The organism is Psychrobacillus sp. NPDC096623 (assembly GCF_044762655.1).
GTDB lineage: Bacteria > Bacillota > Bacilli > Bacillales_A > Planococcaceae > Psychrobacillus.
Genome location: NZ_JBIWER010000003.1, coordinates 431,297 through 456,046, shown reverse-complemented (window position 1 = coordinate 456,046; position 24,750 = coordinate 431,297). Strand labels below are relative to the sequence as shown.

Sequence of the window (24,750 nt, the reverse complement as noted above, 5' to 3'; positions counted from 1 at the left end):
CATGGTAAAAGTATTATGGAATGATCAATTTGTTCAAGAAGAAGATGTGAAAATTGGTTACGAGGATCGTGGTTATCAATTTGGCGACGGAATTTATGAAGTGATTAAAATATATAACGGGAATATGTTCACTGCAACAGAGCATATCGACCGATTGTATGCGAGTGCTGACAAAATTCAATTAGTAATTCCCTATACTAAAGACGTTATGCACAAAATGCTACACGACCTTATTGAAATGAATGAGCTTCATGACGGTCAAGTGTATCTCCAAATTACACGCGGTACTAGCATGCGCCAACATAATTTTCCTGTTCCATCGGTTGAATCTGTATTAACAGCATATACAAAGGAAACATCACGCCCTCTTTCTCAGCTAGAAAATGGAGTGAAAACTTGCTTTGTAGAGGATATCCGCTGGCTTCGTTGTGATATCAAGTCGTTAAATTTATTGGGTAATGTTCTTGCGAAACAGGAAGCAATTAGTAAAGACTGCTATGAATCGGTACTACATCGTGGAGAAATGGTTACGGAAGGTTCATCCTCTAATATGTACGGTATTAAGGATGGTGTTTTGTATACTCATCCAGTTAGCAATTTAATACTTAACGGAATTACTCGCCAAGTTATTTTAAACTGCTGTGAGGAAATAGGGCTATCAGTAGTGGAAGAGGCATTTACGAAAACGCAAGCATTGGAAATGGATGAAATGATTATGTCTTCTACAAATGCAGAAGTAATGCCTGTAATTTCGATTGACGATAAACTAATTGGTAATGGTAAACGTGGAGAATGGACAGAAAAGCTTCAAGTAGCTTTTGAAAAAAGAATTCCTTCATCCGTTGAAGTATGAACAAGCATTATTTTATCGCGATAAAGATTCCAATGAAGGTAGCAAACGCCATTATTCAGGAACGTGATAAAACAAACTTACAAAAGACTCATAAAATACTACCGGTAGCAGAGGATCTTCATATAACTTTGTATTATTTGGGACATGTAGTAGACGATACACTAACTCAAATAATAGATTCTTTTCATCTGTTAGAATGGGGTTCATTTGAACTAACAACAAGTGGAGTGGCGCATTTTGGTAGTGACGTCACTCCACGCGTTGTATATACTGCGTTAGAAAAAAGTAATCCTCTACATTTTTTGCATCAAAAAATTGTAGAGCGATTAGCCGATATTATAGAAGTACAGGAAAAAAACGACTATACTGCCCATATTACTATCGCTAAAAAATGGGCAGCAAAAGAATCGGTCAATTTAGTTAACTTTAAACTACCTGATCTGTCCTTTAACGTAGACAGTTTTTCTATTTATACGATTAATGTAACTCAATCTCCGCGTTACGAGGAAGTTAGTACATTTTTAAATAGGGAGGGAAACCAGAATGGCCCAACTAGTTAAATTACAAGATTATGTTTCTAGATACCAAATAGATCTAAAAAGATATCCCACTCAGTTTGTGCGCTTAAAGAAACAGCAGTGGGATCGAACAAAGGAAGAGTGGGAACGAGGTTCTTTTAACTCTGATTGGATCGAAAAAGAAGAGGAAGTTCTGGAAGAATACGAGAAAAAAACGCTTTTCTCTATTCTTTTTCCAAAGCATAAAAAAGAAACAACGGAAGAGCTAGACTGGCAAACTAATGAGTTGAGTGATGAGGATTTGATTCCTGAAGAGTCTACTACTTTACATTTTGAACCTAAACTAGTATATAATCCGCAAACAAAAGAAGAGTTAAAGAGAATGTATTTAGATCAGTTATTTCATTTTCAGTTAAAATGGGCAAGTTCCACGTTACGTGAAAAGTCTTATATAGATCCAAAATATATGCGAGACTCCATGCTGCGAGATTTAACACAGAAATTACCCGATAATTATTTCTTATTTTATTATCCTATTTTGAAGCTTAAAAAAGCACCAATTGAATTAGATATCATACTAATACTGCCTACAGAAGTGGTATGTATCGTAGCTCTTGAGGGTAAAGCTTCCGATGCTTTTATAGGAAGCGGAGATCGGTTCTGGCTAAAGAAAAGCGGAAAAGATGAAAAGAAAATTTTAAATCCAACGATTAATCTCAATCGGATGGAATCTATCTTAAGTCAGATTTTCCAAAAGCAAGAAATAGAGCTGCCGATAAAAAAAGTAATTCTTTCTAGAAATGGCTATATTGATTATCCAGGAAACTCGTTTAACACCGATTTTATCGATACTCGTAAATTTCCAGAGTGGTTTTTATCTTTGAAATCTTCACCTTCCCCGATGAAGCATATGCAATTTAAAGCAGCACAGGCAATATTGGACTTAGTTCAAACGACTTCTTATTCCAGATCTAGCTGGGATTTGGGTAGCGAGGAAACCGATGAGTAATATAGTTTTTATCGTAAATATGCACGCAGGAAATGGTTTAGGTAAGAAAGTATGGAACAAATGGAAAGAAACAATTGATATTCCGCATCAAGTATTTTTTACAGAAAGAACAGAGCATGCCACCGAAATAGCAAAAAGCTGTGCAGACTCGCTCGACGATTTGCTAATAGTTGGAGTTGGCGGTGACGGTACCATACATGAAATTATAGTTGGTGTAGTAGGTTTTGCACACGTTCGAATCGGATTTATTCCTGCAGGTAGTGGAAATGACTTTAGCCGAACATTTGCTGTTATTCATACGTTAAAAGATTTAAAAACTTATGCAAATAGTTACAGTCACAAAAAAATGGATTTGGGAACTGTGCGAACTCCTGAAAGGGAATATCAATTTGTTAATAATGCAGGATTTGGCTTTGATGCAAAAGTTGCTTATTTAGCAAATTATTCTGCATGGAAGGGTAGGCTAAACCTATTCAGACTTGGTAAAGTTGCATACATATTATATTTAATGAAAGAATTATTTACGTTTGATAAATTTTCTTTTACTTTACATACAAATAATGAAATTATCCGATTTGATGATGTATGGTTTTTTGTTATTTGCAATCAGCCATTTTTTGGAGGTGGCATGAAAATCTCTCCAACGTCTATTGCAAATGACCAATTACTTGAGCTGACGGTAGTTAACAAATTATCAAGATGGAAATTATTATTTATTTTTGGTACAGTATTCTTTGGAAAACATACTAAATTTAAAGAAGTTACACAGTTCCAAGCATCCGATTTTAAAATGGTCCTTCATAATGAAGTGTTTGGTCATGTAGACGGAGAGTTTTCAGGCGTAACCGATAAAGATACAGCTTATACATGTTCCGTAGTAGCAAATGCATGGAATTTAGCAAGCCGTTAAAGAAAAAGGAGTTTAAATAATGAGGTTAAGAAATAAACCATGGGCAGAGGATTTTATCAATGCTCACCCAGAAATAGTAATACCAAATCCTGAAGAAAAAAAAGGGAAATGGAACGTTGAGTTTAATAATGATCATCCATTGCATATCGAGGTAGGATCAGGTAAAGGTCAATTTGTAACAGGAATGGCTAAACAAAACCCTGACATCAATTATATCGGAATCGAATTATATGATAGTGTTATTGTGTCCGCATTGGAAAATGCAATTGCCGCGCAGCCACTACCAAATTTACGATTATTGAAAGTAAATGGAGCAGATTTAGCGCAGTATTTTGAAAAAAATGACGTCGATCGTGTGTATTTAAATTTCTCAGATCCATGGCCAAAAACTAAACATGCTAAAAGACGTTTGACACATGCGGTATTTTTAGAGTTATATAAATCGATTTTAGTAGACCATGCTGAAATTCATTTCAAAACAGATAATCGTGGTCTATTTGAATACTCATTAACGAGTATGTCTGCTTTCGGGATGCTTATCAAGGATGTCTCGCTCGACTTGCATGTAAATATGCCTGAGGATAATGTTATGACGGAATATGAAGAAAAGTTTTCTGCAAAAGGACAGCCTATCTATCGAGTAGAAGCAAAATACATCTAAAGGGGTGCTGGGAAATGGACACGTTTAAATTTCATGAAATGTCCTTTACATGGTTAAAGGGAGGAACAACTTTTATGGACGGGGGTGCCATGTTTGGGGTTGTTCCAAAACCACTATGGGAAAAGAAATATCCGGTCAATGAGAAAAACCAAATTGAACTACCATCAGATCCATTACTTATCCAATATAAAGGTCAAAATATTTTAATGGAATCTGGTCTCGGCTATCGTAAAATGACCGAGAAGCAATTGCGAAACTATGGAGTTACCGATCAATCCCAGGTGGAAGATAATCTAGTAGAATTAGGAATATTACCAGAGGATATTCAGATAGTCATGATGACGCATCTCCATTTCGATCATGCCTGTGGCCTGACAAAATGGGAAGGCAATGAGATTGTTTCCACTTTTCCAAATGCCAAAATATACGTATCTGATGTTGAATGGCATGAGATGAGAAATCCAAATATTCGATCCAAAAATACGTACTGGAAAGAAAATTGGGAGGCAATTGAAAGCCAAGTAGTACCGTTTACAGATTCGCTCGAGGTAATAGAAGGAATTCAAATGATTCATACTGGTGGTCATAGTGACGGACATAGTATTGTAGTATTCAAGCAAGCGGAGGATACAGTAATACATATGGCAGATTTAATGCCTACCCATGCGCACCAAAATCCACTTTGGGTGCTTGCATATGATGATTACCCGATGACTTCTGTGTTTGCGAAAGAAAAATGGGTTAAACAAGCACTTCAACATAACTACTGGTTCAGCTTCTACCACGATGCATTTTATCGAATGATCAAATGGTCCGAAGATGGAAAAGAAATAGTGGACTTAGTGGAGAGAACTAGGTAGGAATAAAAAGAGTGATGACATCGTCTTCGCTCTTTTTTTGTGGAAAATATAATCTATTCCAACTGGGAAGGTATTTATCCCAACTAAAACTCCATTTATGCCAACAAAACATTTTTAGATGACAAAAAAATGGCTGATCATGATGAAACTCATGATCAACCATTCTTTTTCAATACTTAGAGTTTTACTAAGTCCACAACTGAACCTGTTTTTGCATCTGCTGCGAACTCATATTGCTCAAGTTCACCATTCTTCACACGGGAAATTCCACCTTTATAAACATTCATACTAATGGCAGCTTTTTGAAGTTTTTCTGGTGACATATATATCCATGATCCATCAATTGGACCCTCTTTTTTGAAAGAATTTTTAATTTCATTTAACACAAGCTCGGCTGAACGATTGAAATCCATCTTATTTGTAGCTTGGCTGGCAATAACCCCTATAACAATTCCAGTTCCAAGTCCCATCATATAATCTTTTAATTTCATTATTATTCCTCCCATCTTATTTTTTTTAGTGTATCATACATCCTCAATACTATTAAATTTTTCGGATTACGAAGTTTTATTGTAGTAAACGAAGAGATCTTTTATTACAATAAGAGAAGGATATTATTTTCTGCATAGCTTTAGGAGGCTTTTTTATATGAATGAAGAAACACGCTCATTATTTAAAACGTTGACAGAACTTCCAGGAGCACCTGGCAATGAAAATGCAGTTCGTGCCTTTATGCGCGATGAACTGACTAAATATTCAGGTGAGATTGTTCAAGATAACCTAGGTGGAATTTTTGGACTTAAAAAAGGCGATGAAAATGGACCGAAAATATTAGTTGCAGGTCATATGGATGAAGTCGGATTTATGGTAACAGGAATCACAGATAATGGAATGGTTCGTTTTCAACCATTAGGTGGTTGGTGGAGCCAGGTTTTACTTGCACAACGAGTAGATGTGGTCACAAAGGATAAAGCGATTCCAGGAGTAATCGGTTCTATTCCTCCTCATTTGTTGAGCGATGAGCTTCGTAACAAACCGATGGATATAAAGAATATGTTAATTGATGTTGGAGCAGATGACAAAGAGGATGCTGTACGAATGGGTATTAAACCGGGTGATCAAATCGTCCCAGTTTGTGCATTTACACCGATGGCAAATGATAAAAAAATTATGGCGAAGGCTTGGGATAACCGTTATGGCTGTGGCTTAGCAATTGAGCTTTTAAAAGAGGTACAGAACGACCAACTACCGAATATGCTTTACTCTGGTGCAAACGTTATGGAGGAAGTAGGTCTTCGTGGTGCACAGGCATCAGCGAATATGATTAACCCTGACGTATTCTTTGCTTTAGATGCAAGTCCTGCCAATGATGCTTCGGGTAACAAAAGTGAGTTTGGGCAACTTGGAAAAGGAACACTTTTACGAATTTTCGACCGTACAATGGTAACTCATCGAGGTATGCGTGAGTTTGTATTAGATACTGCAGAAACGCATAATATTCCCTATCAATATTTCATCTCACATGGTGGTACAGATGCGGGACGTGTTCATACCTCAAATGAAGGAGTTCCAAGCGCGGTAATTGGTATTTGCTCACGTTACATTCATACGTCTGCATCTATAATTCATACAGATGATTATGCTGCGGCTAAAGAGCTTATTGTCAAATTAGTTAAATCATGCGACCGCACTACTTTAGAAACAATTAAATCGAACGTATAAGTAAAGCAACAGATGCGATACTTTAGTTTAAAAAGATGCCTTTAAAGGCATCTTTTTAACTAGAAAGAAGGATAAATGTATGAAGATATTAATCGGTACTCATAATAGGGCTAAAACAAAAGCAGTCCAGACCATTTCTAGGATGTATTATCCAGATGCAATATTTGAGAATAAAGAAGTTCCATCACTAGTGTCCGATCAGCCTATGAGTCAGAAAGAGACACGGCAAGGGGCTATTAACCGAGCAAAGCAACTGATGGTGGAATCAGATGAAGCAGTGTTTGGAATAGGCTTAGAAGGTGGAGTTCAGGTAATTGATGGGCAAATGTACATGTGTAATTGGGGAGCTCTCGTAACACAAAAGGGTGATGTTTTTACGGCTACAGGAGCTGGAGTTCCACTCCCTGATGAAATAGCGGAACAATTATTTGCCGGTGCGGAACTTGGACCAGTAATGGACGTCTATTCTAATAAGAATGGTATTCGTCATGAAGAAGGTGCCATTGGAGTATTTTCAAATGGATTTGTTAATAGAAGTGCTATGTTTGAGCATATAATGTTATTATTGATAGGGCAATTTGTATTTTCTAATAAGCTCAAGTAGTTGCAACACTATGTAATCATCGTTAAAATATATAGCAGTTATGCACTGAATGGAGGAACGAGAATGACCCGAAAATGGATGCGATTATTGATCGCGTCACTAGCTGTCATTTTATTAGCTGGATGTTCTACCTTAGAGGAACAGACTTCAGATGGGCTTGAAAATGCAAAAGTAGCATTTCAAGAAGATGCAGAAAAACCAAATGAAAAAGTGAATGATATCAATATATTCCTACCTAGTGGTTTTTCGATAGAGGAAGAATCAAATGAGACGAATATTCTTCTTTCCAAAGGAAATGATTCATATATTCTATTTATTAATCCGAATGAATTGCAAAGCAGTCAACTATATTATAATTTGATGACATCAGATAGTAATTTAAAAGTAATAAAAGAAAAAACTTTCGAGCAAAACGGACGTTTTGGATTTGCTGCGATTATTGAAAATAGTGAAGAAAAATACGAGCTCATAACAAGTATTGGCGGTATTAAACTAACTACCCTTTCCGAACAGCAAGATATTGCAAATAATTTAAAGAAAATGATGCTTATTGTTCGGTCCATTGCAACAAACTAGAGGAGTGATACATATGGAAAATCTAGCTTCAATAGAACAATTTGAACAATTAAAGCAAGAAAAAGTTGTATTTAAATTTACTGCAGGATGGTGCCCAGATTGTCATTTCATCGATCCATTCATGGGAGAGGTAGAAGAAAAATTTAAGGAGTTCACATTTATCTCCGTAGACCGCGATCAGTTCATCGATTTATGCATCGAGCTTGATATATTTGGTATTCCTAGTTTTCTAGCATATGAAAATGGCGCAGAAAAAGGTCGTTTTGTTAGTAAGGACCGCAAAACTAGAGAAGAGATTGAGAAATTTCTTCAATCGATTTAATTGGATGAAACGGTTCACATAGTGGACCGTTTTGTTTATGAAAGGAAAAGATAAAATTGAAAGCACTTGAACTTGTACGACTCTTAAAAACAAAGCTTTCCGAAGATATTTATACTTACGACTATAATAGAGAAACGAATAAGCTACGATTGACTCATAAAGCTACAGCGAAAGGAATTGAAATTTCGATTCCTCCAATCTTAGCTAAATATGAAACGAAAAAAGAAGTGGCGATTAACGAGGTTGTTTATACGATACACGAAACATTTCAAGCGATGGAAAAAGAGATGGCCGGTGAAATAGATCCATCATTATCAGTATATCCAGTGATCCGTTCTACTTCTTTCCCACTTAAGTCTAATGAAGGCAATCGCTTTATAACGAAGGATCATACTGCAGAAACACGAATTTACTATGCTGTAGATCTTGGTAGTACATACCGTTTGCTAGATGAAAAGATGCTCGCAGACTGGAAGGTAAGAGAGACGGAAGTAAGAGAACGAGCTATCTTCCAAGTTAGAAATTTAGAAAATCGCTTTAAAACGGATGAGGTTGCGGGTAATATATTTTATTTCTTTAATAATAACGATGGCTATGATGCAAGTCGTATACTTAACGAATCGTTATTAAAAGATATGAAAAAACAAATTACTGGAGATATGACTATTTCTGTACCCCATCAAGATGTTATGATAATTGGGGATATTAGAAATGAAACTGGCTATGATGTTCTAGCGCAAATGACGATGCATTTCTTCACCGTAGGAACTGTGCCTGTTACTTCCTTATCTTTCATCTATGAAAATGGAGATTTAGAACCGATATTTATCATGGCGAAAAATCGAGTATCAAAGGAGAACGAAGACGAATGAATATTTTTTACAACAAAGCTGGAGTTGGCGATGTATTATTAATCCAATTAACACCTGAAAAAGCAGAGAAGGTTATTACAGAAACAAATGGTGATGTCACGCAAGTAAAAGATGCACAAACAAATGAAGTATTGGCTATAAATATTTTTGAATTTAGTAAATATAAAGAGTTGGAAGTTCAAGGAAATGTTCCTTTAACCGAAGAATTAGTAGAAACTGTAAAAGAGGTTTTAGCGAAAAATGGCTTATCTTACACACTAGAAGTGGACCTGTCTCCTAAATTTGTTGTTGGTCAAGTGGAATCGCTGGAGCAGCATCCCAATGCCGACAAGTTAAAAGTATGCCAGGTTAATGTTGGGGATACGACATTACAAATCGTGTGTGGTGCACCGAACGTAGAAGCTGGTCAAAAGGTAGTAGTAGCAAAGGTAGGTGCCGTTATGCCTTCAGGTATGGTGATAAAAGATGCTGAACTGAGAGGTGTTGCTTCAAGTGGAATGCTATGCTCCGCAAGAGAATTAGCGATTCCAAACGCACCAGAAGTAAAAGGAATTCTTATTCTGGAAGAGAAAAAAGAAGTCGGAAGTGAATTTTTAGTTTAAATGAAGGAAAAGCATACCATTGAGGTGTGCTTTTTTTTTGAGAAAGTATATCATAGTTTCCCATGAACATTGGGATCAAGATACTTTTAGAATAAATATTACTACTACCTTCCTTTTCAAGCTTCCTCTATCCAATAAGTTACTTGCGCCCACTCACAAATTACTCGCTTTCGCCCAGGATTTACTCACACAATGGTAACATTACCCAAAACAATCACCCTCCCAATACATAAGTGGCACTTTACAAATAGGCAAACAACAAAAAGGCATGATATTTTTCCCATTCTACCTGTTAATTACAGACGAAACCTATTATTATTGGTAGAATAAGAGGTATCTTTTAGAAAGAGTGATGAATTTGAATTGGTTAAAAAAATTATTTGCATCAGAGGAAAAAGAATTTGAAGAGGAATACGAAGAGCAACAACAAGTGATCCATTCCGCAACAAAGAAAACTCCTTTTCGTTTCCCGTTAATATCAGATGAAGAAAAAAATGAATTGTTATACGGATATCCAAAGGAAGAAAAAATAGTAGAACCATATAAAGAGGAACCTTATTTAAAGGAAACAGAATTTAAACCATTGCATGCCCAGAGCCTGTGGCAGCAACGTAAACAGCCCACTGTAATACATCGTGCTGAAAAGATAATGGTGGAAGAAACTCCTACTATAAATCGAAAGAAAAGAGCATTTACACCTACAGAGGTACCATCACCTGTTTATGGTTTTTCCAAAACGGTAGTAAAAAAAGAAAAAGAGTTCACAGAAGAGATCGAACCTAAAATGGAAGAAGTAACTGCTGCAGCAATTTATTCGGAACCTATTATTTTTGAACCAGAAGTAATAGCAACAGACAAACTCGTTCAGCAAACAGAGCTAGAAGAAAATCAGTTGGCTGATGATTTAGAGGAGGAAGCACACGTAACCGAGTTACTGGAAGTTGTACAAGCAGAGGTAGCTGTCACGGAAACGTTAGAAACAATTGAAATAGCTCAAGATACAGAAATACTAGAAGAAAAGCCAGTAAAAGAAAACATTCGACCATTTAATGTACTAATGCTGAAATCAGATAAAAGTAAATTGAATAGAATAGATACTATGAACAAAATCTCTCCGGTAGCGCAAAAGGCGGTTAATACACCAAAGCCATCCATTCAGCAGGAGCAGAAACAAACAAATGAAGTGGTTCAACTAAGTGTGCAGGAAGTTATAGAAGAAAAAGTGGAGGAAGAGATCCTACCTAATTATGTCAGACCCTCTTTTAGTCATTTACTTCCTCCCGAGATGAATGTAGAAGATAAGGAATGGATGGAGGAGCAAGCATTTACATTAATAGATGCGTTGTCACATTTTCAAGTAGCTGGTGAAATTGTTCAAATGGTACAGGGACCAGCAGTTACTCAATTTGAAATAACAGTCGGTCAGGGAACAAAGGTTAGTAAAATACGAAACTTGGCGGATGATCTTAAGCTTGCGCTAGCAGCAAAGGATATTCGTATTCAAGCACCAATACCAGGGAAGAGCTCTATAGGAATAGAGATACCAAACAGAAAATCTCGCGCAGTGCGCTTAGCTGAAGTAATAAATACAGATATATTTTTAGGCTCGGATTCTCCTTTGGAAGCTGCTTTAGGATTGGATCTTACAGGTAAACCAGTGACATTGGATTTGCGTAAAATGCCTCACGGACTCATTGCAGGAGCAACTGGATCTGGTAAATCTGTATTTATCAACTCATTATTAGTAAGTCTGTTGTATAAAGCGACGCCAGCTGAAGTAAAATTATTATTAATCGATCCTAAAATGGTAGAGCTTGCACCGTTCAATCATATTCCACATCTTGTCAGTCCAGTTATTACAGATGTAAAAGCCGCAACAGCTGCATTGAAGTGGGCAGTGGAAGAGATGGAACGACGCTATCAATTGTTTGCACATATTGGCGTACGGGATATAACGAGATATAATACGCTCGCTACCGAGAAGCGCCAGTTTGCTCAGAAGCTTCCTTATATTGTCATAGTTATTGATGAGCTTGCGGATTTAATGATGATGGCTCCAACGGAAGTAGAAGATGCTATTTGTCGAATTGCACAAAAGGCAAGAGCCTGTGGAATACATTTAGTATTGGCTACACAGCGACCTTCTGTAGATGTTATTACAGGTCTCATTAAAGCAAATATCCCTACACGAATCGCATTTTCCGTATCTTCACAAATTGATTCACGTACTATTTTGGATCAGCAAGGTGCAGAACGTTTGCTAGGAAAAGGGGATATGCTTTACCAAGGTAACGGAATGTCTAGCCCTGTTCGTATTCAAGGTACCTATGTATCGGATGACGAAATTGAAAGTGTTATTGAATATGCTCGAACTCAGGGTAATCCAGATTATATGTTTGAACAAGAGGAGCTTCTCCAAAAAGAAATCACCTCTGAACAGGACGAATTATTTGAAGAGGCTTGCCGATTTATTGTGGAACAAGGAACTGCGTCTACATCGTTATTACAACGTAAATTTCACTTGGGATATAACCGTGCAGCTCGCTTAATAGATGCTATGTATGAAAGTGGTTATATTACGGAACAAAAGGGTAGTAAAGCAAGAGATGTGCTATTGACGAGTGAAATTTTAGACGAAATATTTAGTTAATATTGTTTATTAAATGTTCACAAGAAGAAGTGTTATAATGATGAATACGTCTAATAGGCGAATGAATTATTCAATGTATTTAAGTGGGGCTAATCCCAGGAGGTTACTACGTATGACAAAGTACCATTTTACAGGAATTAAAGGGTCTGGTATGAGCCCGTTAGCGCAAATTTTGCATGATACAGGCTATGAAGTGCAAGGCTCTGATATTGAAAAATATTTTTTTACAGAAAAACCATTACATGAGCGAAATATAGAAATATTATTATTTGATGAATCTAATATTAAAGAGGGTTTGACGGTTATTGCTGGGAATGCTTTTCCAGACAATCATCCTGAGCTGGTCAAAGCTAGAGAGCTTGGCTTAGAGGTAATACGATATCATGACTTCTTAGGCGATTATATGAGTCAGTTTACATCTATTGCAATTACTGGGGCTCATGGTAAAACATCGACTACTGGTTTGTTATCTCATGTATTGAGTGGATATGAACCAACTTCGTATTTGATAGGAGATGGAACTGGAAAAGGTATGCACAATGCTTCTAATTTTGTGTTTGAGGCTTGTGAATATCGTCGTCATTTTCTAGCGTACAATCCTGATTATGCCATTATGACTAATGTTGACTTTGATCATCCAGATTATTTCCAAGATATTGATGATGTATTCCAAGCATTTCAGTCCATGGCGATGCAAGTGAAAAAAGGTATAATTGCTTGTGGCGACGACAAATATTTACAACAGATAAAATCGGAAGTTCCGGTCGTATACTACGGCTTTGGGGAACATAATGATTTTGCAGCTCGCAATCTTGAAATAACAACAAAAGGTACATCTTTTGATGTATTTGTACGTAATGAATTTTATGATCGCTTTTCTATTCCAATGTTCGGTGACCATACTATTTTAAATGCGCTTGCAGTTATCTCTCTTTGCCATTATGAAGGTGTCCCAGCAGATACCATTCAAAAAGGGTTAGAGACGTTTGAAGGCGTAAAAAGAAGGTTTACGGAGACTATTGCAGGTGATGATATTATCATTGATGATTATGCCCATCATCCGACAGAAATAAAGGCAACTATTCAATCGGCTAGACAAAAGTATCCCGCTCACCAAATCGTTGCTATTTTCCAACCACATACTTTTACAAGAACGCAAAAGTTTTTACAGCAATTCAGTGAGGCTTTGAGTTTGGCAGATCGCGTTTATTTATGTGATATTTTTGGATCTGCAAGAGAAAATGCTGGAAATTTAACGATTGAAACGCTTGGAGATATCATTGAAGGCAGTCATATTTTAACAGAAGAAAATGTAGGCGAATTGCAAACAAACGAACAATCTGTTTTCTTATTTATGGGAGCAGGCGACGTTCAAAAGTATCAACAAGCCTTTGAAGCAAAACTAAATAATTAATAAAAAAGCTTAATCTATTTGGATTAAGCTTTTTTTTTGAAGGATATTTAAAAGAAACGTAGTATAGTATAGATAGGAAGTTTAATTTGATTTGATTGGGGTAAAATTGTATTAAGACATATCAGTTTTAGGAGGATGTTCAATGGAAAATCTTTTATACATAGCCGCTATAATAGCCGCTGTCGCATTTCTAATACTTTGTATAAGTTTAGCGATGACTTTATTTTCAGTTAAAAAGACATTAAATAATGTGGCGGACACATTAGATGGGTTAGAAACAAATCTACAAAACATGACAAAAGAAACAGCGGAACTTCTTCATAAAACAAATGATTTAGCAGAAGATATTCAAGCAAAATCTGAGAAGTTAAATACAGTGGTCGATGCAGTTAAAAATGTAGGGACATCTGTAAATGGATTTAATCATTCTATTCAACGCTTAACAACATCTGTTACATCTGAAGTGGAGAAGAATGAAGAGAAAATTGCCCAGGTTGTACAATGGAGTAATGTTTTTCTAGGCGTTCGGGACAAATGGAAAGAACGTAAAGCATTAGAACGTGCTGGGTATTATACTTACGACAACGACAACCAAAAACCACTATAATTGGAGGAATTTACATGACAAATCAAAAACAAACTAAACCTAACTACAATGATGCAACTTATAATCATGAATATTATGCTAACCAATCATCGTATAATCAGCAGGGACATCCTAATTATCCCCCAGTACCATACTACAACAATGATCCAAGAGATGATATTTACCGTGATGAAGAAGTAAATGGTAAAGATTTTATTCTTGGTGTGTTAATAGGTGGAATAATTGGTGCAACGACTGCTTTATTATTGGCACCAAAAACTGGTACAGAACTTCGTGGAAATCTTTCAACTCAGGCTGGTCAGCTGAAAGAAAAAACGATGGACTTATCTTCTACTGCGAAAGAAAAAACAACTCAGCTTTCAAAGCAAATTCAGGAGCAGTCTGGGCAATTAGTTGAAAAAGTAAAAGCTATTAAACCAGCTGCCTCTTCACCGTTGGATGACGGTACTGCTTCTTCTGAGGGAGAAGAGCCAATGGAATTTATGGAAACTGTGACTTTTACGACAGAAGAATTAACGGATCAAGAAGAAAATGCGACAGCAGTTGCAGAAGCGATTAAAGAAGCAGTTGCAGAAGAAGAAAAAAAGTAAATATATCATAAATACAAAAAAGCATTGCACATAGCAATGCTTTTTTTGTTTTGCTAAATAAAAAGGAGATAATCATGAACTATATTGAGGATTTATGAAAAGCTATTTAGAAATAGGTAATTACACGAATCTAAAATTTTCTTTAGAAATAAAAAAGATCTATTTTATTATATAAAATTTTAAACTGATAAAAGAAAATACTAAGTATTCTAATAATAAAAGTTATAAATAATATGGTAAGATTTGTTTAAAGAGGCAAGGAGGAATTACAGATCCTTCTAAAGATTATAGGTGGCTAATTTAATAATTCCCAAACCTGATTCAGAGGGGATGCTAAAAGCTTTATTTTTTTTAGAAGTAAATAACTTGGAATGCAATTTATACGGGAGATAGTGATGCAGATGTAATTGCGGTATTGTAACCTAATGTATTTACAATTGGTGTAAGGTGGTTTCCGGAGCACCAAACTTCTACATTTAGCGTACAAACCTTAGTTAATAATAAGTGAAAAAAGAATTTAAAAATTCCTTCGAAGTAGGTGTCTAATGAGTAAACAATGGTTAGATTGGGCAAAAAGAATTCAAGCTTTGTCTCAGTCTGGATTGGCCTTTTCAAAAGATATATATGATATAGAACGTTATGAAGAATTACGTAATATTAGTATAGAAATTATGACGGAACATACAGAACTTGAAATGGATAAAGTTAGGGATTTATTTACTAATGAGACTGGTTACCAAACTCCGAAAGTTGATGTTCGCGGTGTGGTTTTTAAAAATAATCAGATTTTAATGGTGAAAGAAAATATAGATGATAAATGGGCTTTGCCGGGTGGTTTTTGCGATATAGGACTATCGCCATCTGAGAATGTTGTTAAAGAAATAAAAGAGGAATCTGGTTTTGATGTAATCCCAATTAGATTAATTGCTTTATTGGATAAAAATAAACACCCACATCCACCAGAAGCTTTTCATTATTATAAGATATTTATTTTATGTGAAATAATTGGGGGAAAACCTACTATAGGTAGTGAAACGAATAGTATTAATTTTTTTTCGGAAGGTAATTTACCGCTGCTTTCTACTAATAGGAATACGGCGACACAGATTAACTCTCTTTTCGAGTTTATGAGGGACCCTAGTAAAGAGACGTTATTCGATTAATATTAATTTATTCAAGAAAACTAATGAAGAGGGGAAATATGGACAAGATACTACATGAAATAGCAAATTTGATTACGAAGAAGGATAAAAGAATAACGATTGGGATTTCAGGTCACGGTGCATCTGGAAAGACAACGTTTGCTAATAATCTTCTAAGGATTCTGGGACATGATTGCGTAAATTATATCAACACGGATCCATATATTATAAGCTCTAAACTTAGGAAGTATGCTCTGATTGATTATGAATTTAAGAACCAACATCATCTTGATAAAATTACTGCCTGTCATCCCGCAGCTCATAATATATTGGCATTAGAGAGAGACATTCATATGATGAGAGATGGTTTGGATTTTTATACAATAGGCACTAATTATTCAAAGAGTAAGTTACTTTCTTCGCAAAAGAAAATAAATATTATAGAAGGCATGAGCGTTGCATTTACTGATCTAGCTTTGTATGATCTAAAAGCATATTTATATACGGATGGAGAAACTGAGTTAATGAGAAGGAGTATACGTGATGTTTCCGAAAGAGGAACTGATATAAATTATTTAAGAAAATCTCATGAAATGCGGAGAATTCAGTATGAATTATTCATGCATCCTTATCATAGAAGTTTTGATATCGTATTAAAAAATACCAATGAAGATTATATCCTTGAAAAAAGTTGCGTATTAACTTGATGAAAAAGAATTATTTAACCTCTTGAAGAACGAATGCAAACATTATAAATTTTTGTCAGCCATGATTCTACGCAACAATGAAAGATCCAATAAGTTCTACTTCCCTTTAATTCCGCACTAACGCAGGAAGCATGCTTAACTTTAAAAAATAACACTTTAGTCTTCTAGCAATTCTATGTCCAAAGTCCTTCGAAAAACATACTTATTCAGAGAGTAACGAATTAAATTAAATGATTCGGGCACGCTATCATTGAGGTGACAAGATGAACTTTCCAGTAATCCATACAAATTTTTGGGATGCTCTAATAGCTGTTCCGGTAATTATGATTCTTACACAACTACTAAAAATATACTTTAAAATTCCTAGCAAATTTACTCCGTATATTGCATTGATAATTGGGTTATTAATATCTATTTTTATTAGTCATCCAAACAACTTATTCGCCGGTATTTTCATGGGGTGGTTTTATGGATATGCAGCAGTCGGAAATTACGCTGCGTTAAAAACATCGTGGGTCGCTTATAGAAATAGAGAACGTTCATAAAACAATTAGAAAAAAGAGCCGGATTCACTCAAATTGAATCAGGCTCTTTTGTTTTATCCAAACACGATTTCTAAATGATCTCCACCGAATATTTCTTCATCAAAACGAGAAGGTTCCCCGTTTTTTAATATTTGGAAGGAGCCAGCTTGCTCCGGCATAGTCCATTCAGTAAAACGAAAAACGTCTTGAAAGATCCAAGGGGAATTATTTATATCCTGCCATTGAATGTTCGATTTTTTAGAAATTATATCGGTTGGAGACAACTGGACGTTTTCTTTTTGAACAATTGCACATTCTTTCATGAGCTCTACTGTTTTGTTTTGGAATGTAACTTTTATTTTGTCCATTAATTTTTTTTCAAGTTGATTGGCAAGCTGTTGTAACGTCGGTGAACTAGATGTTTCCAGTTGGATAATATCATTTTCTTGAACATGATAGGTTAGTTTGGCCAGGTTTCCATTTAACAATAGCTTTGATGAAAATGTCGGGATAAAATGGTTTTTATTGTTAATGGTTACAGTGTAAGGTTGTAGTTGTGTTAAATAATTTTCTTGGTGAATAGCATATATAACCTGTTCTACTGTTTGCGGCGTTTCAACAGTAATTTTGTCGTTGTCTTGCAAAACCTTATCTAAAGAAACCTTTTGGCCATTTTGTTTCACTATCGGTTCAACTATATACATAACCCCTTGGAAAGTAATAGATTTGATCGTCGCATCGTCCAAAAGATCCCGCACTGTAGCGAAACCTTCTTTTCCGTCAACGCCTTCTAATAGTTCTATCTTGTCATTATTTTGAATAGCTGTTTTTGTACTAGCTTCGACTCCGTTTAGCTGGATAACAGCTGGTTTTCCATGCTCTCCTGGAATATGAATGATTTGCCCATTTACTTGTACAGTTAATGCAGCTCCGGGCTTCCCATAAAGTTTACGAGCTGAAATATTAGCTGCTAAAAAGGCATCTGCAATAGTCATTTCTTTTAGTTCAAATAACCGAACGATTTGGTTATTCACTTGCACAGACATGTATTGAATTGGTGAACGTTTTGCAGCAATAGCAATTCCGATAGGGGTAACCAATTCAGGCGTGATTGGAATATGTTCTTCCTTTGTTAAGTGCTGTATCGCATCAATCCCACGAACTGCAACACGATTGGCAGGTAAATTTAGTTTTTCAGCCAAAACATTAGGGAGAGTTGGAGTTAGACTTCCTCCACCTACTAGCATTACAGCCTTCGTAGGCTTGTTGTTATTTAAACGCAAAATTTCGTTTGAGATAGCACTTGCTAAAACCTCTATAGCAGGTTTTAGTGCTTTAATCACCTCATCTTTAGGGATATCCTGCTCGAAGCCTAAAATGTCTTGTATTTGGACAAATTCCTCGGTATTAATCTTTCTCTTTGCTTGTTCAGCTAACGGGAAATCCAATAAGTAATAATCACTCAAAGCTTCGGTAATTTCATCTCCAGCTGTTGCTACCATTCCGTAGGCGACTACAGTTCCTAAATCTGTAAGAGCAATATCAGAAGTTCCCGCCCCAATATCGACTAATGCTACGTTTAATCTTCTCATCGAAGGAGGTATTAGCACATTGATCGCAGCAATTGGTTCAAGCGTCAAAGCTTCCATTTCCAAGTTAGCACGTTTAAGTGCAGAGATAAGAGATTCTACTACGACGCGCGGAAGAAAAGTTGCAATAACCTCTACAGACGCTTCGTTTCCTTGTTGATCTACTAAACTTCCTATTTCTTCTCCATCTAATCGATAATATACAACACTGTATCCAACACAATAATAGTGATTAGAATTCTTGTCTGTATCATTTTGTATTAGATTACTTTGTGCTTTTTGGACTGCTGAAAGCTCCAGTCGATTCATATCATCCTCTGAAAAAATAGGTCTATTTTTAATGTCCATTACGACTTCTGCCTGCTCTGTTTTCAACGCTCTACCAGCCGCAGCCACACTTACTTTTTCCAGTTTTCCATGTTTTGTTTCTAGCTTTTCTTTCACGGACTGAATGACTTCAGCCACTTTTAACACATTATGTATTTGACCGTCGACCATTGCTCTTTCCTTGTGTTCTTCTACTAATATATCCACTACATGGAAAGAATCTTTATTCTCTTCTAAAATAATACCTACTACAGATCTTGTACCAATATCTAGTGCAAATAATTTAGATGTCAATTTCCCACGTCCTTTTTCCGACAAATACTTTAACGAGTTGAATCGCTAAAATAAAATGCGTGACATTTTCTCGAGCATTGATTATAATATGACTTATATCTAAAAATGTATCACAATTTTCTGTCGTTATAAAGTATCGGTGGAAAGAAGAGAGGAGAAATTATCTATGAGTCATGTAGATTTAGACGCTTTACGCGCACGTGTTGATGAGATTAACGTGGAAATTTTACAGTTAATCAACGAAAGAACTGGTGTTATCCAAGAGATTGGTAAAGTAAAAGAGAAACAAGGTGTTAATAGATACGATCCTCTTCGCGAAAGACATATGTTAGATCACTTGAAAGAAAACAATGCTGGGCCACTTCCACAATCAACGGTTGAGCATATCTTTAAAGAAATCTTCAAAACTGCTTTAGAAATTCAAGTAGATGATCAAAAGAAAGCACTACTTGTTTCTCGTAAAAGAAAACCTGAAAATACTATTGTCAATATTAATGGGGAACAAATTGGAACAGGCACACCATCATTTGTTTTTGGTCCTTGTTCAGTTGAATCCTATACACAAGTTGCAGAGGTAGCAGCAGCTATCCAATCTAAAGGATTAAAACTTATCCGTGGTGGAGCATATAAACCACGTACTTCACCTTACGATTTCCAAGGATTGGGATTAGAAGGATTAAAAATATTAAAGAAAATTTCACAAGAGTTTGGCTTGTCTACAGTATCTGAGATTGTAACGCCAAGTCATTTAGATGAAGCTCTAGAATATATTGATGTTGTTCAAATTGGTGCACGTAATATGCAAAACTTTGAATTATTAAAAGCAGTAGGTTCTATCAATAAACCAGTCCTTTTAAAACGAGGAATGGCAGCTACATTAGAAGAATTCATCCATGCTGCTGAATATATTATGTCTCAAGGGAACGATCAGATTATCCTATGTGAACGTGGTATTCGGACGTATGAACGTGCAACCAGAAACACATTAGATATTTCGGCTGTGCCAATTTTAAAACAAGAAACACATTTACCAGTATTTGTAGATGTTACACATTCAACTGGTCGTCGTGATATTCTACTACCTGCTGCAAAAGCTGCAATAGCGATTGGTGCTGACGGTGTAATGGCAGAGGTTCATCCAGATCCAGCAGTAGCTTTATCGGATGCTGCACAACAAATGAACTTACAGCAATTTGATGAGTTTTATGATTCTGTACAAAAATTCTTAAAAAATCATGAGATTCATGCCTAGTTAGTGAAAAAATTCACAAAACCGACTCTTATTTTAGAGTCGGTTTTACTATTTCATTGAAAGTTAGGAAGGTTATCAAGTATTATTGATATATATAATTTTTTGTATGTAAAAAGGTGAAGGAGGGATATATGTTGACTATTACAATTTACGATGTTGCCAGAGAGGCAAACGTATCAATGGCAACTGTTTCACGGGTTGTTAATGGAAATCAGAATGTGAAGCCAGCTACACGTCAAAAAGTATTAGCGGTAATTGAACGACTGGATTATCGACCGAATGCTGTTGCACGGGGGTTAGCAAGTAAAAAAACAAAAACTGTCGGCGTTATCATTCCAGATATTTCGAATGTATTTTATGCTGAGCTTGTTCGTGGTATAGAAGATATTGCAACAATGTATCGTTACAATATCATATTAACTAACTCCGATCAGCAAGAAGATAAAGAAGTCCAATTACTGTCTACACTACTTAGTAAGCAAGTAGATGGGGTAGTGATGATGAGTGATGAAATTTCCCCTGAAATGTTGCATGAAATGAAAAGAGCAAGCGTTCCAATTGTATTAGCAGGCACAGTTGAAACTACTAATTCGTTTCCATCCGTAAATATTGAATATCATGAAGCGGCAGTGGATGCAGTTAACCGTCTTATCAAAAATGGTCACACACGCATTGCCTTTGTATCAGGGGCTATTGATAGCACTATTACCAGACTATACAAGCTATCAGGTTATGAAAAAGCATTAAACGAGGCAAGTATAGAAATTGACAGCGATCTCATAGTTGGAGTGAATAATACATACGACGATGGCCTTGTTGCATGGGAGCAATTGCGAGAGCTAAAGAATCCTCCAACAGCATTTTTTGCTGGTAATGATGAAATTGCTATTGGTTTAATCCATGGAGCACAAGATAATGGATTAAGTGTACCCGAGGATGTCGAAGTAATAAGCTTTGAAAACTCAAAACTATCTCGTATGGTTAGACCTCAGCTTACAAGTGTCGTTCTGCCTTTGTATGATATTGGAGCGGTTTCCATGAGATTGCTGACGAAGCATATGAATAAAGAGAATATCGAGGAAGATACGGTTATTCTACCGCATTGGATTGAAGAACGAAAATCAGTTAAATAAAAAAATCATGCAAAAAGGCGCCGTATCCTTAAGCTTAATACCTGTTTCTATCGTTTTCGAAGGGCTTTGGACAGACGTTTTTCTATAGTATTACCGATTGATTTTTTTAGAGGCTGGTCGTGATAATGTCACGACCAGCCTCGTTTTTCTTGATAATCTTATGGCGGTTGTCCCGCATCAACGGGCAGTAGATAACTGCCCGTAAAAGCCTGAATGGTTCAACTAATTAACGGTAGGGGATGAAGCCCCCTAGTTGAAGTTTCACTTTTATCTATCCGTTACCCTCCTACAACTCTTAGAAACAGGTAAGTACGTTTTTGGATAATTAGAGAAAAGATACTTTCCTATTCATATCGTTGCTCTCAAAGATACAATTTCGTTCACTATTTCGCTCTTTCATCTAGTGAACGCTTAAATTCACGGGACGCTTTTATGTACTTACTTTACTTTAAAAAAGCACCAGTAGCCCTTGGAGGTTACTGGTGCTTTTTGAATTCTTGCTGATTTCGAAGTTGGTAGAGTGCTTTGTCGAGCATTTGTTTGTTCTTTTCTGAAATTTCTTCTTTACGTGGAATAGGTTCGTACAGCGGTTCTGGATCTAGCCATGTAGGGATGAGAGGGATTGGTGATTCTTTCGACCATTTATCCAACCAACTTTGTGGTAACCCGCCTTCCGGATAAGGAAAGTCATTCATTTCCATCCATACGTAGGACCATGCACGTGGTACTACTCGCCATATATCGTAACCCCCCCCGCCAACTGCAATCCATTTACCATTGCAAAATTCATGGGCTAGCTCATGTGCAAGCTTCGGAATCGCTTGATAAATTTTCATCGTTCCATATAAATGAGTAAGTGGATCAAAATAATGAGCATCTGCACCATTCTGACTAAGAATAACATCCGGTTTAAATGCTTCCACAATTTCTCGAAAGCTTGTCCGATAAATATCTAAAAAAGACTCATCCTCCGTAAAAGCATCAATAGGGAAATTGAAGGAGGTGCCATAGCCTTCGCCAGAGCCTCTTTCCGTAATACCCCCAGTTCCTGGGAATAGATATCTTCCTGTTTCATGAATCGAAATAGTACACACATTTGGATCATCATAAAAAGTCCATTGAACTCCATCTCCGTGATGTGCGTCCGTATCTATGTAAAGAACACGTGCGTTATATTTTTCCTGCATATACTTGATAGCAACTGAACTGTCATTGTATACACAAAAACCAGACGCACGTCCTCTAAAACCATGATGTAGCCCGCCACCTAAATTCACTGCATGGCATGACTTTCCTTCCATCACATAGTCAACTGCAGTTAAAGTGCCTCCTACGAGACTTGCACTTGCTTCATGCATATTAGGGAAGATAGGGGTATCCTCAGTGCCAATACCATAGCTTTCATATTTTGTACTATCAACATTTTCCTTGCTTGCTTCTTTTACTAACTCAATATAGTTTGCATCATGGACGAGAAGTAATTCCTTGTCAGTAGCCATTCTAGGTGGAACAATATCCGATGAAGATAAAGCATTTACCTCTTTTAGTAGATCAACCGTTAATGTGAGTCGTTTTTGATTGAATGGGTGAGTATCGGAAAACTTATAGCCTAACTGATCTTCGGAAAAGACAAATACAGCTTTTTTCATAGACCTAACCCCGGATGATTCGGCCATAATACCTCGTAGCCCTCTGCACGAATAGCTTCAATAAGTCTTAGTGGATTTATAGTCTTTACTCTAAGCACTAAAATTTTATAATCACTTTGATCTTTATCAGGATACACTAAAACACTTAACACATTTACTTTTTGATCATGGAAAACTTTAGAGACTTCGAACAGTACACCAGGTTTGTTCGGTACTCGGATTTCAATTTGGGATCCTGGCTGATGTACACCTGTTAGCTCGATAAATTTGTAAAGTAAATCCGACTCTGTAATCATTCCTACAAGTTTTCCATGCGATACAATCGGTAAGCAACCAATTCTATTGTCATAAAAGATACTCGCAGTTTCCTCTACGAAATCTAGTGGATGACCAGTTATCGGGTTTTTGGTCATTATTTCTTCTAATGTCCGATTATATATTTGAGGGTCTGATACATTTTGTAGTGTGGATGGAGTTGCTTCTTTTAAGTCTCGATCGGTCACCACTCCAAGTACTTGTCGCTTGTCGTTAATAATAGGTAAATGGCGTATTTTTTTCTCTTTGAGTAATTGTAATGCGTCATTTATCGTGTGTTCTGGTGTTAAAGTTGGTACGGAAGTATTCATGATTTGTTCAACTAGCATGTGCACGAACTCCTTTTGTAAGAAAGTTAGTCATTATTAGTACATATACCGATTCATAAAACGTAGTTGGTCAAACTGCTGGATCGATTCCGAGTCTACTCTGCTACCAATCTTAGCCATTAAGCAATTGGCAGGGTGAGAGCTAATCTCCGGATCGTCAGTCGCAAAATACTGTAGACCACCTGCTTGCATCATTTTCTCCATTACTTTTCTATATTCCCATACGTTTAATCCTGTACCTTTTAAATCCCAGTGCCAGTAATACTCTGTTGTAATCGTAATATAATCCTCCATTGCATCATCCATCATGGATACTCGAAGGAGGGTTTTTCCGACTCCTGTGCCACGGAATTTTGGAATTACCTCAATAGCCCCTAACTCTATTAGATTTTCCATATTACCTTGTGACCATCTTTCTAGTGGGTCTGGATATAAGAATGTACAATAACCTACAATAGTTTCTTGATCTCGCACAATGATAATTCTTCCTTCAGTCAGTTTGGCAATTTCAATAATTGCTTGATGCTGCTGTGTAGGTGAGCGAAAAGCTACTAAATCCTCGTGAAATTGTAGCCTGGCAATTTCTTCAGAAGGAATAGGACCTTCAATAACGACATTGCCATGTACTGTTTCTTTCTGCTCTGCATTATACGTTTTTGTATGTATCACGGATTCACCACCTATTTAGATAATTGTAATTGTATATATTATACATGATT

The 24,750-nt window shown here is 36.3% G+C and carries 26 protein-coding genes; 21 read left to right on the top strand and 5 right to left on the bottom strand.

Translation table 11 applies throughout. The features are described 5' to 3' along the window. Position 1 precedes the first annotated feature (1 nt). Genes dat through ACIQX2_RS11690 form a run of 6 tightly spaced genes read left to right on the top strand, consistent with a single transcriptional unit; the run spans position 2 to position 4,811 of the window. A complete protein-coding gene (gene dat / locus ACIQX2_RS11715) occupies positions 2-853 on the top strand; it encodes a D-amino-acid transaminase (RefSeq protein WP_402850353.1) in 852 nt (283 codons plus the stop codon). Next, positions 850-1,413, top strand: a complete 564-nt coding sequence (gene thpR, locus ACIQX2_RS11710) for an RNA 2',3'-cyclic phosphodiesterase (protein ID WP_402850350.1) — start codon at positions 850-852, stop codon at positions 1,411-1,413. Before dat ends, thpR begins: the two co-directional genes overlap by 4 nt. Continuing rightward, positions 1,397-2,380 carry a nuclease-related domain-containing protein gene (locus ACIQX2_RS11705; RefSeq protein ID WP_402850348.1) on the top strand — a complete coding sequence of 328 codons (984 nt, stop codon included), beginning with the start codon at positions 1,397-1,399 and terminating at the stop codon, positions 2,378-2,380. Before thpR ends, ACIQX2_RS11705 begins: the two co-directional genes overlap by 17 nt. Continuing rightward, the gene (locus ACIQX2_RS11700) at positions 2,373-3,290 is read left to right on the top strand and encodes a diacylglycerol/lipid kinase family protein (RefSeq protein WP_402850345.1); all 918 of its coding nucleotides are present in this window, start codon (positions 2,373-2,375) and stop codon (positions 3,288-3,290) included. Before ACIQX2_RS11705 ends, ACIQX2_RS11700 begins: the two co-directional genes overlap by 8 nt. A 19-nt stretch (positions 3,291-3,309) precedes the next feature. After that, positions 3,310-3,951, top strand: a complete 642-nt coding sequence (trmB, locus tag ACIQX2_RS11695) for a tRNA (guanosine(46)-N7)-methyltransferase TrmB (protein WP_402850342.1) — start codon at positions 3,310-3,312, stop codon at positions 3,949-3,951. A gap of 14 nt (positions 3,952-3,965) precedes the next feature. Beyond that, complete coding sequence (locus ACIQX2_RS11690; RefSeq protein WP_402850339.1) at positions 3,966-4,811, top strand: YtnP family quorum-quenching lactonase; 846 nt, start codon at positions 3,966-3,968, stop codon at positions 4,809-4,811. A 176-nt stretch (positions 4,812-4,987) separates the two neighbouring features. On the opposite strand, the gene ACIQX2_RS11685 is transcribed toward ACIQX2_RS11690, so the two are convergent. Continuing rightward, the gene (locus ACIQX2_RS11685) at positions 4,988-5,302 is read right to left on the bottom strand and encodes a hypothetical protein (protein WP_402850336.1); all 315 of its coding nucleotides are present in this window, start codon (positions 5,300-5,302) and stop codon (positions 4,988-4,990) included. 157 nt (positions 5,303-5,459) lie between these two features. Between ACIQX2_RS11685 and ACIQX2_RS11680 the strand changes: the two genes are divergently transcribed. From ACIQX2_RS11680 to ACIQX2_RS11620, 13 genes are all read left to right on the top strand, one after another. Then, positions 5,460-6,533 (top strand): M42 family metallopeptidase, encoded by a 1,074-nt coding sequence (locus ACIQX2_RS11680; protein ID WP_402850333.1) that lies wholly within the window; start codon positions 5,460-5,462, stop codon positions 6,531-6,533. A gap of 79 nt (positions 6,534-6,612) precedes the next feature. Beyond that, positions 6,613-7,137, top strand: a complete 525-nt coding sequence (locus ACIQX2_RS11675) for a DUF84 family protein (protein ID WP_402850330.1) — start codon at positions 6,613-6,615, stop codon at positions 7,135-7,137. Between the two features lie 63 nt (positions 7,138-7,200). Next, positions 7,201-7,713, top strand: a complete 513-nt coding sequence (locus tag ACIQX2_RS11670; protein ID WP_402850327.1) for a hypothetical protein — start codon at positions 7,201-7,203, stop codon at positions 7,711-7,713. Positions 7,714-7,726: 13 nt separating this feature from the next. Further along, complete coding sequence (locus ACIQX2_RS11665; RefSeq protein ID WP_402850324.1) at positions 7,727-8,035, top strand: thioredoxin family protein; 309 nt, start codon at positions 7,727-7,729, stop codon at positions 8,033-8,035. Between the two features lie 56 nt (positions 8,036-8,091). After that, positions 8,092-8,907, top strand: a complete 816-nt coding sequence (locus ACIQX2_RS11660; RefSeq protein WP_402850321.1) for a DUF1444 family protein — start codon at positions 8,092-8,094, stop codon at positions 8,905-8,907. Then, positions 8,904-9,509: a YtpR family tRNA-binding protein gene (gene ytpR, locus ACIQX2_RS11655; RefSeq protein ID WP_402850318.1), complete on the top strand. Its 606-nt coding sequence runs from the start codon at positions 8,904-8,906 to the stop codon at positions 9,507-9,509. Before ACIQX2_RS11660 ends, ytpR begins: the two co-directional genes overlap by 4 nt. 352 nt (positions 9,510-9,861) lie before the next feature. After that, positions 9,862-12,159, top strand: a complete 2,298-nt coding sequence (locus ACIQX2_RS11650) for a DNA translocase FtsK (protein WP_402850315.1) — start codon at positions 9,862-9,864, stop codon at positions 12,157-12,159. Positions 12,160-12,271: 112 nt separating this feature from the next. Beyond that, the gene (gene murC / locus ACIQX2_RS11645) at positions 12,272-13,573 is read left to right on the top strand and encodes a UDP-N-acetylmuramate--L-alanine ligase (RefSeq protein WP_402850312.1); all 1,302 of its coding nucleotides are present in this window, start codon (positions 12,272-12,274) and stop codon (positions 13,571-13,573) included. A gap of 142 nt (positions 13,574-13,715) precedes the next feature. Further along, complete coding sequence (locus ACIQX2_RS11640) at positions 13,716-14,180, top strand: DUF948 domain-containing protein (protein ID WP_093060353.1); 465 nt, start codon at positions 13,716-13,718, stop codon at positions 14,178-14,180. A gap of 14 nt (positions 14,181-14,194) precedes the next feature. Next, positions 14,195-14,770, top strand: coding sequence for a YtxH domain-containing protein (locus ACIQX2_RS11635; protein WP_402850307.1), 576 nt, complete (start codon positions 14,195-14,197; stop codon positions 14,768-14,770). A 545-nt stretch (positions 14,771-15,315) separates the two neighbouring features. Continuing rightward, complete coding sequence (locus ACIQX2_RS11630; protein ID WP_402850304.1) at positions 15,316-15,933, top strand: NUDIX hydrolase; 618 nt, start codon at positions 15,316-15,318, stop codon at positions 15,931-15,933. A gap of 38 nt (positions 15,934-15,971) precedes the next feature. Next, on the top strand, positions 15,972-16,619 hold the full coding sequence (locus ACIQX2_RS11625; protein ID WP_402850301.1) for a uridine kinase family protein: 648 nt from the start codon (positions 15,972-15,974) through the stop codon (positions 16,617-16,619). A 263-nt stretch (positions 16,620-16,882) separates the two neighbouring features. Beyond that, entirely contained in the window at positions 16,883-17,164 is a 282-nt protein-coding gene (locus tag ACIQX2_RS11620) for a hypothetical protein (protein ID WP_402850299.1), read from the top strand. 53 nt (positions 17,165-17,217) lie between these two features. Here the strand turns inward: ACIQX2_RS11620 and ACIQX2_RS11615 are convergent, their stop codons facing one another. Further along, positions 17,218-19,353, bottom strand: a complete 2,136-nt coding sequence (locus ACIQX2_RS11615) for a cell division protein FtsA (RefSeq protein WP_402850297.1) — start codon at positions 19,351-19,353, stop codon at positions 17,218-17,220. Between the two features lie 166 nt (positions 19,354-19,519). Here ACIQX2_RS11615 and ACIQX2_RS11610 point away from each other — a divergent pair, with 166 nt between their 5' ends. After that, on the top strand, positions 19,520-20,605 hold the full coding sequence (locus ACIQX2_RS11610) for a bifunctional 3-deoxy-7-phosphoheptulonate synthase/chorismate mutase (protein WP_093060358.1): 1,086 nt from the start codon (positions 19,520-19,522) through the stop codon (positions 20,603-20,605). A gap of 134 nt (positions 20,606-20,739) precedes the next feature. After that, positions 20,740-21,738, top strand: coding sequence for a catabolite control protein A (gene ccpA, locus ACIQX2_RS11605; protein WP_402850294.1), 999 nt, complete (start codon positions 20,740-20,742; stop codon positions 21,736-21,738). 476 nt (positions 21,739-22,214) lie between these two features. Here the strand turns inward: ccpA and ACIQX2_RS11600 are convergent, their stop codons facing one another. The 3 genes from ACIQX2_RS11600 to ACIQX2_RS11590 are packed head-to-tail and all read right to left on the bottom strand — an operon-like array spanning position 22,215 to position 24,700. Continuing rightward, positions 22,215-23,387, bottom strand: coding sequence for an acetoin utilization protein AcuC (locus ACIQX2_RS11600; RefSeq protein WP_402850291.1), 1,173 nt, complete (start codon positions 23,385-23,387; stop codon positions 22,215-22,217). After that, positions 23,384-24,031, bottom strand: a complete 648-nt coding sequence (locus ACIQX2_RS11595; protein WP_402850288.1) for an acetoin utilization AcuB family protein — start codon at positions 24,029-24,031, stop codon at positions 23,384-23,386. Before ACIQX2_RS11595 ends, ACIQX2_RS11600 begins: the two co-directional genes overlap by 4 nt. Positions 24,032-24,067: 36 nt before the next feature. Then, positions 24,068-24,700, bottom strand: a complete 633-nt coding sequence (locus tag ACIQX2_RS11590) for a GNAT family N-acetyltransferase (protein WP_402850286.1) — start codon at positions 24,698-24,700, stop codon at positions 24,068-24,070. Positions 24,701-24,750 lie beyond the last annotated feature (50 nt).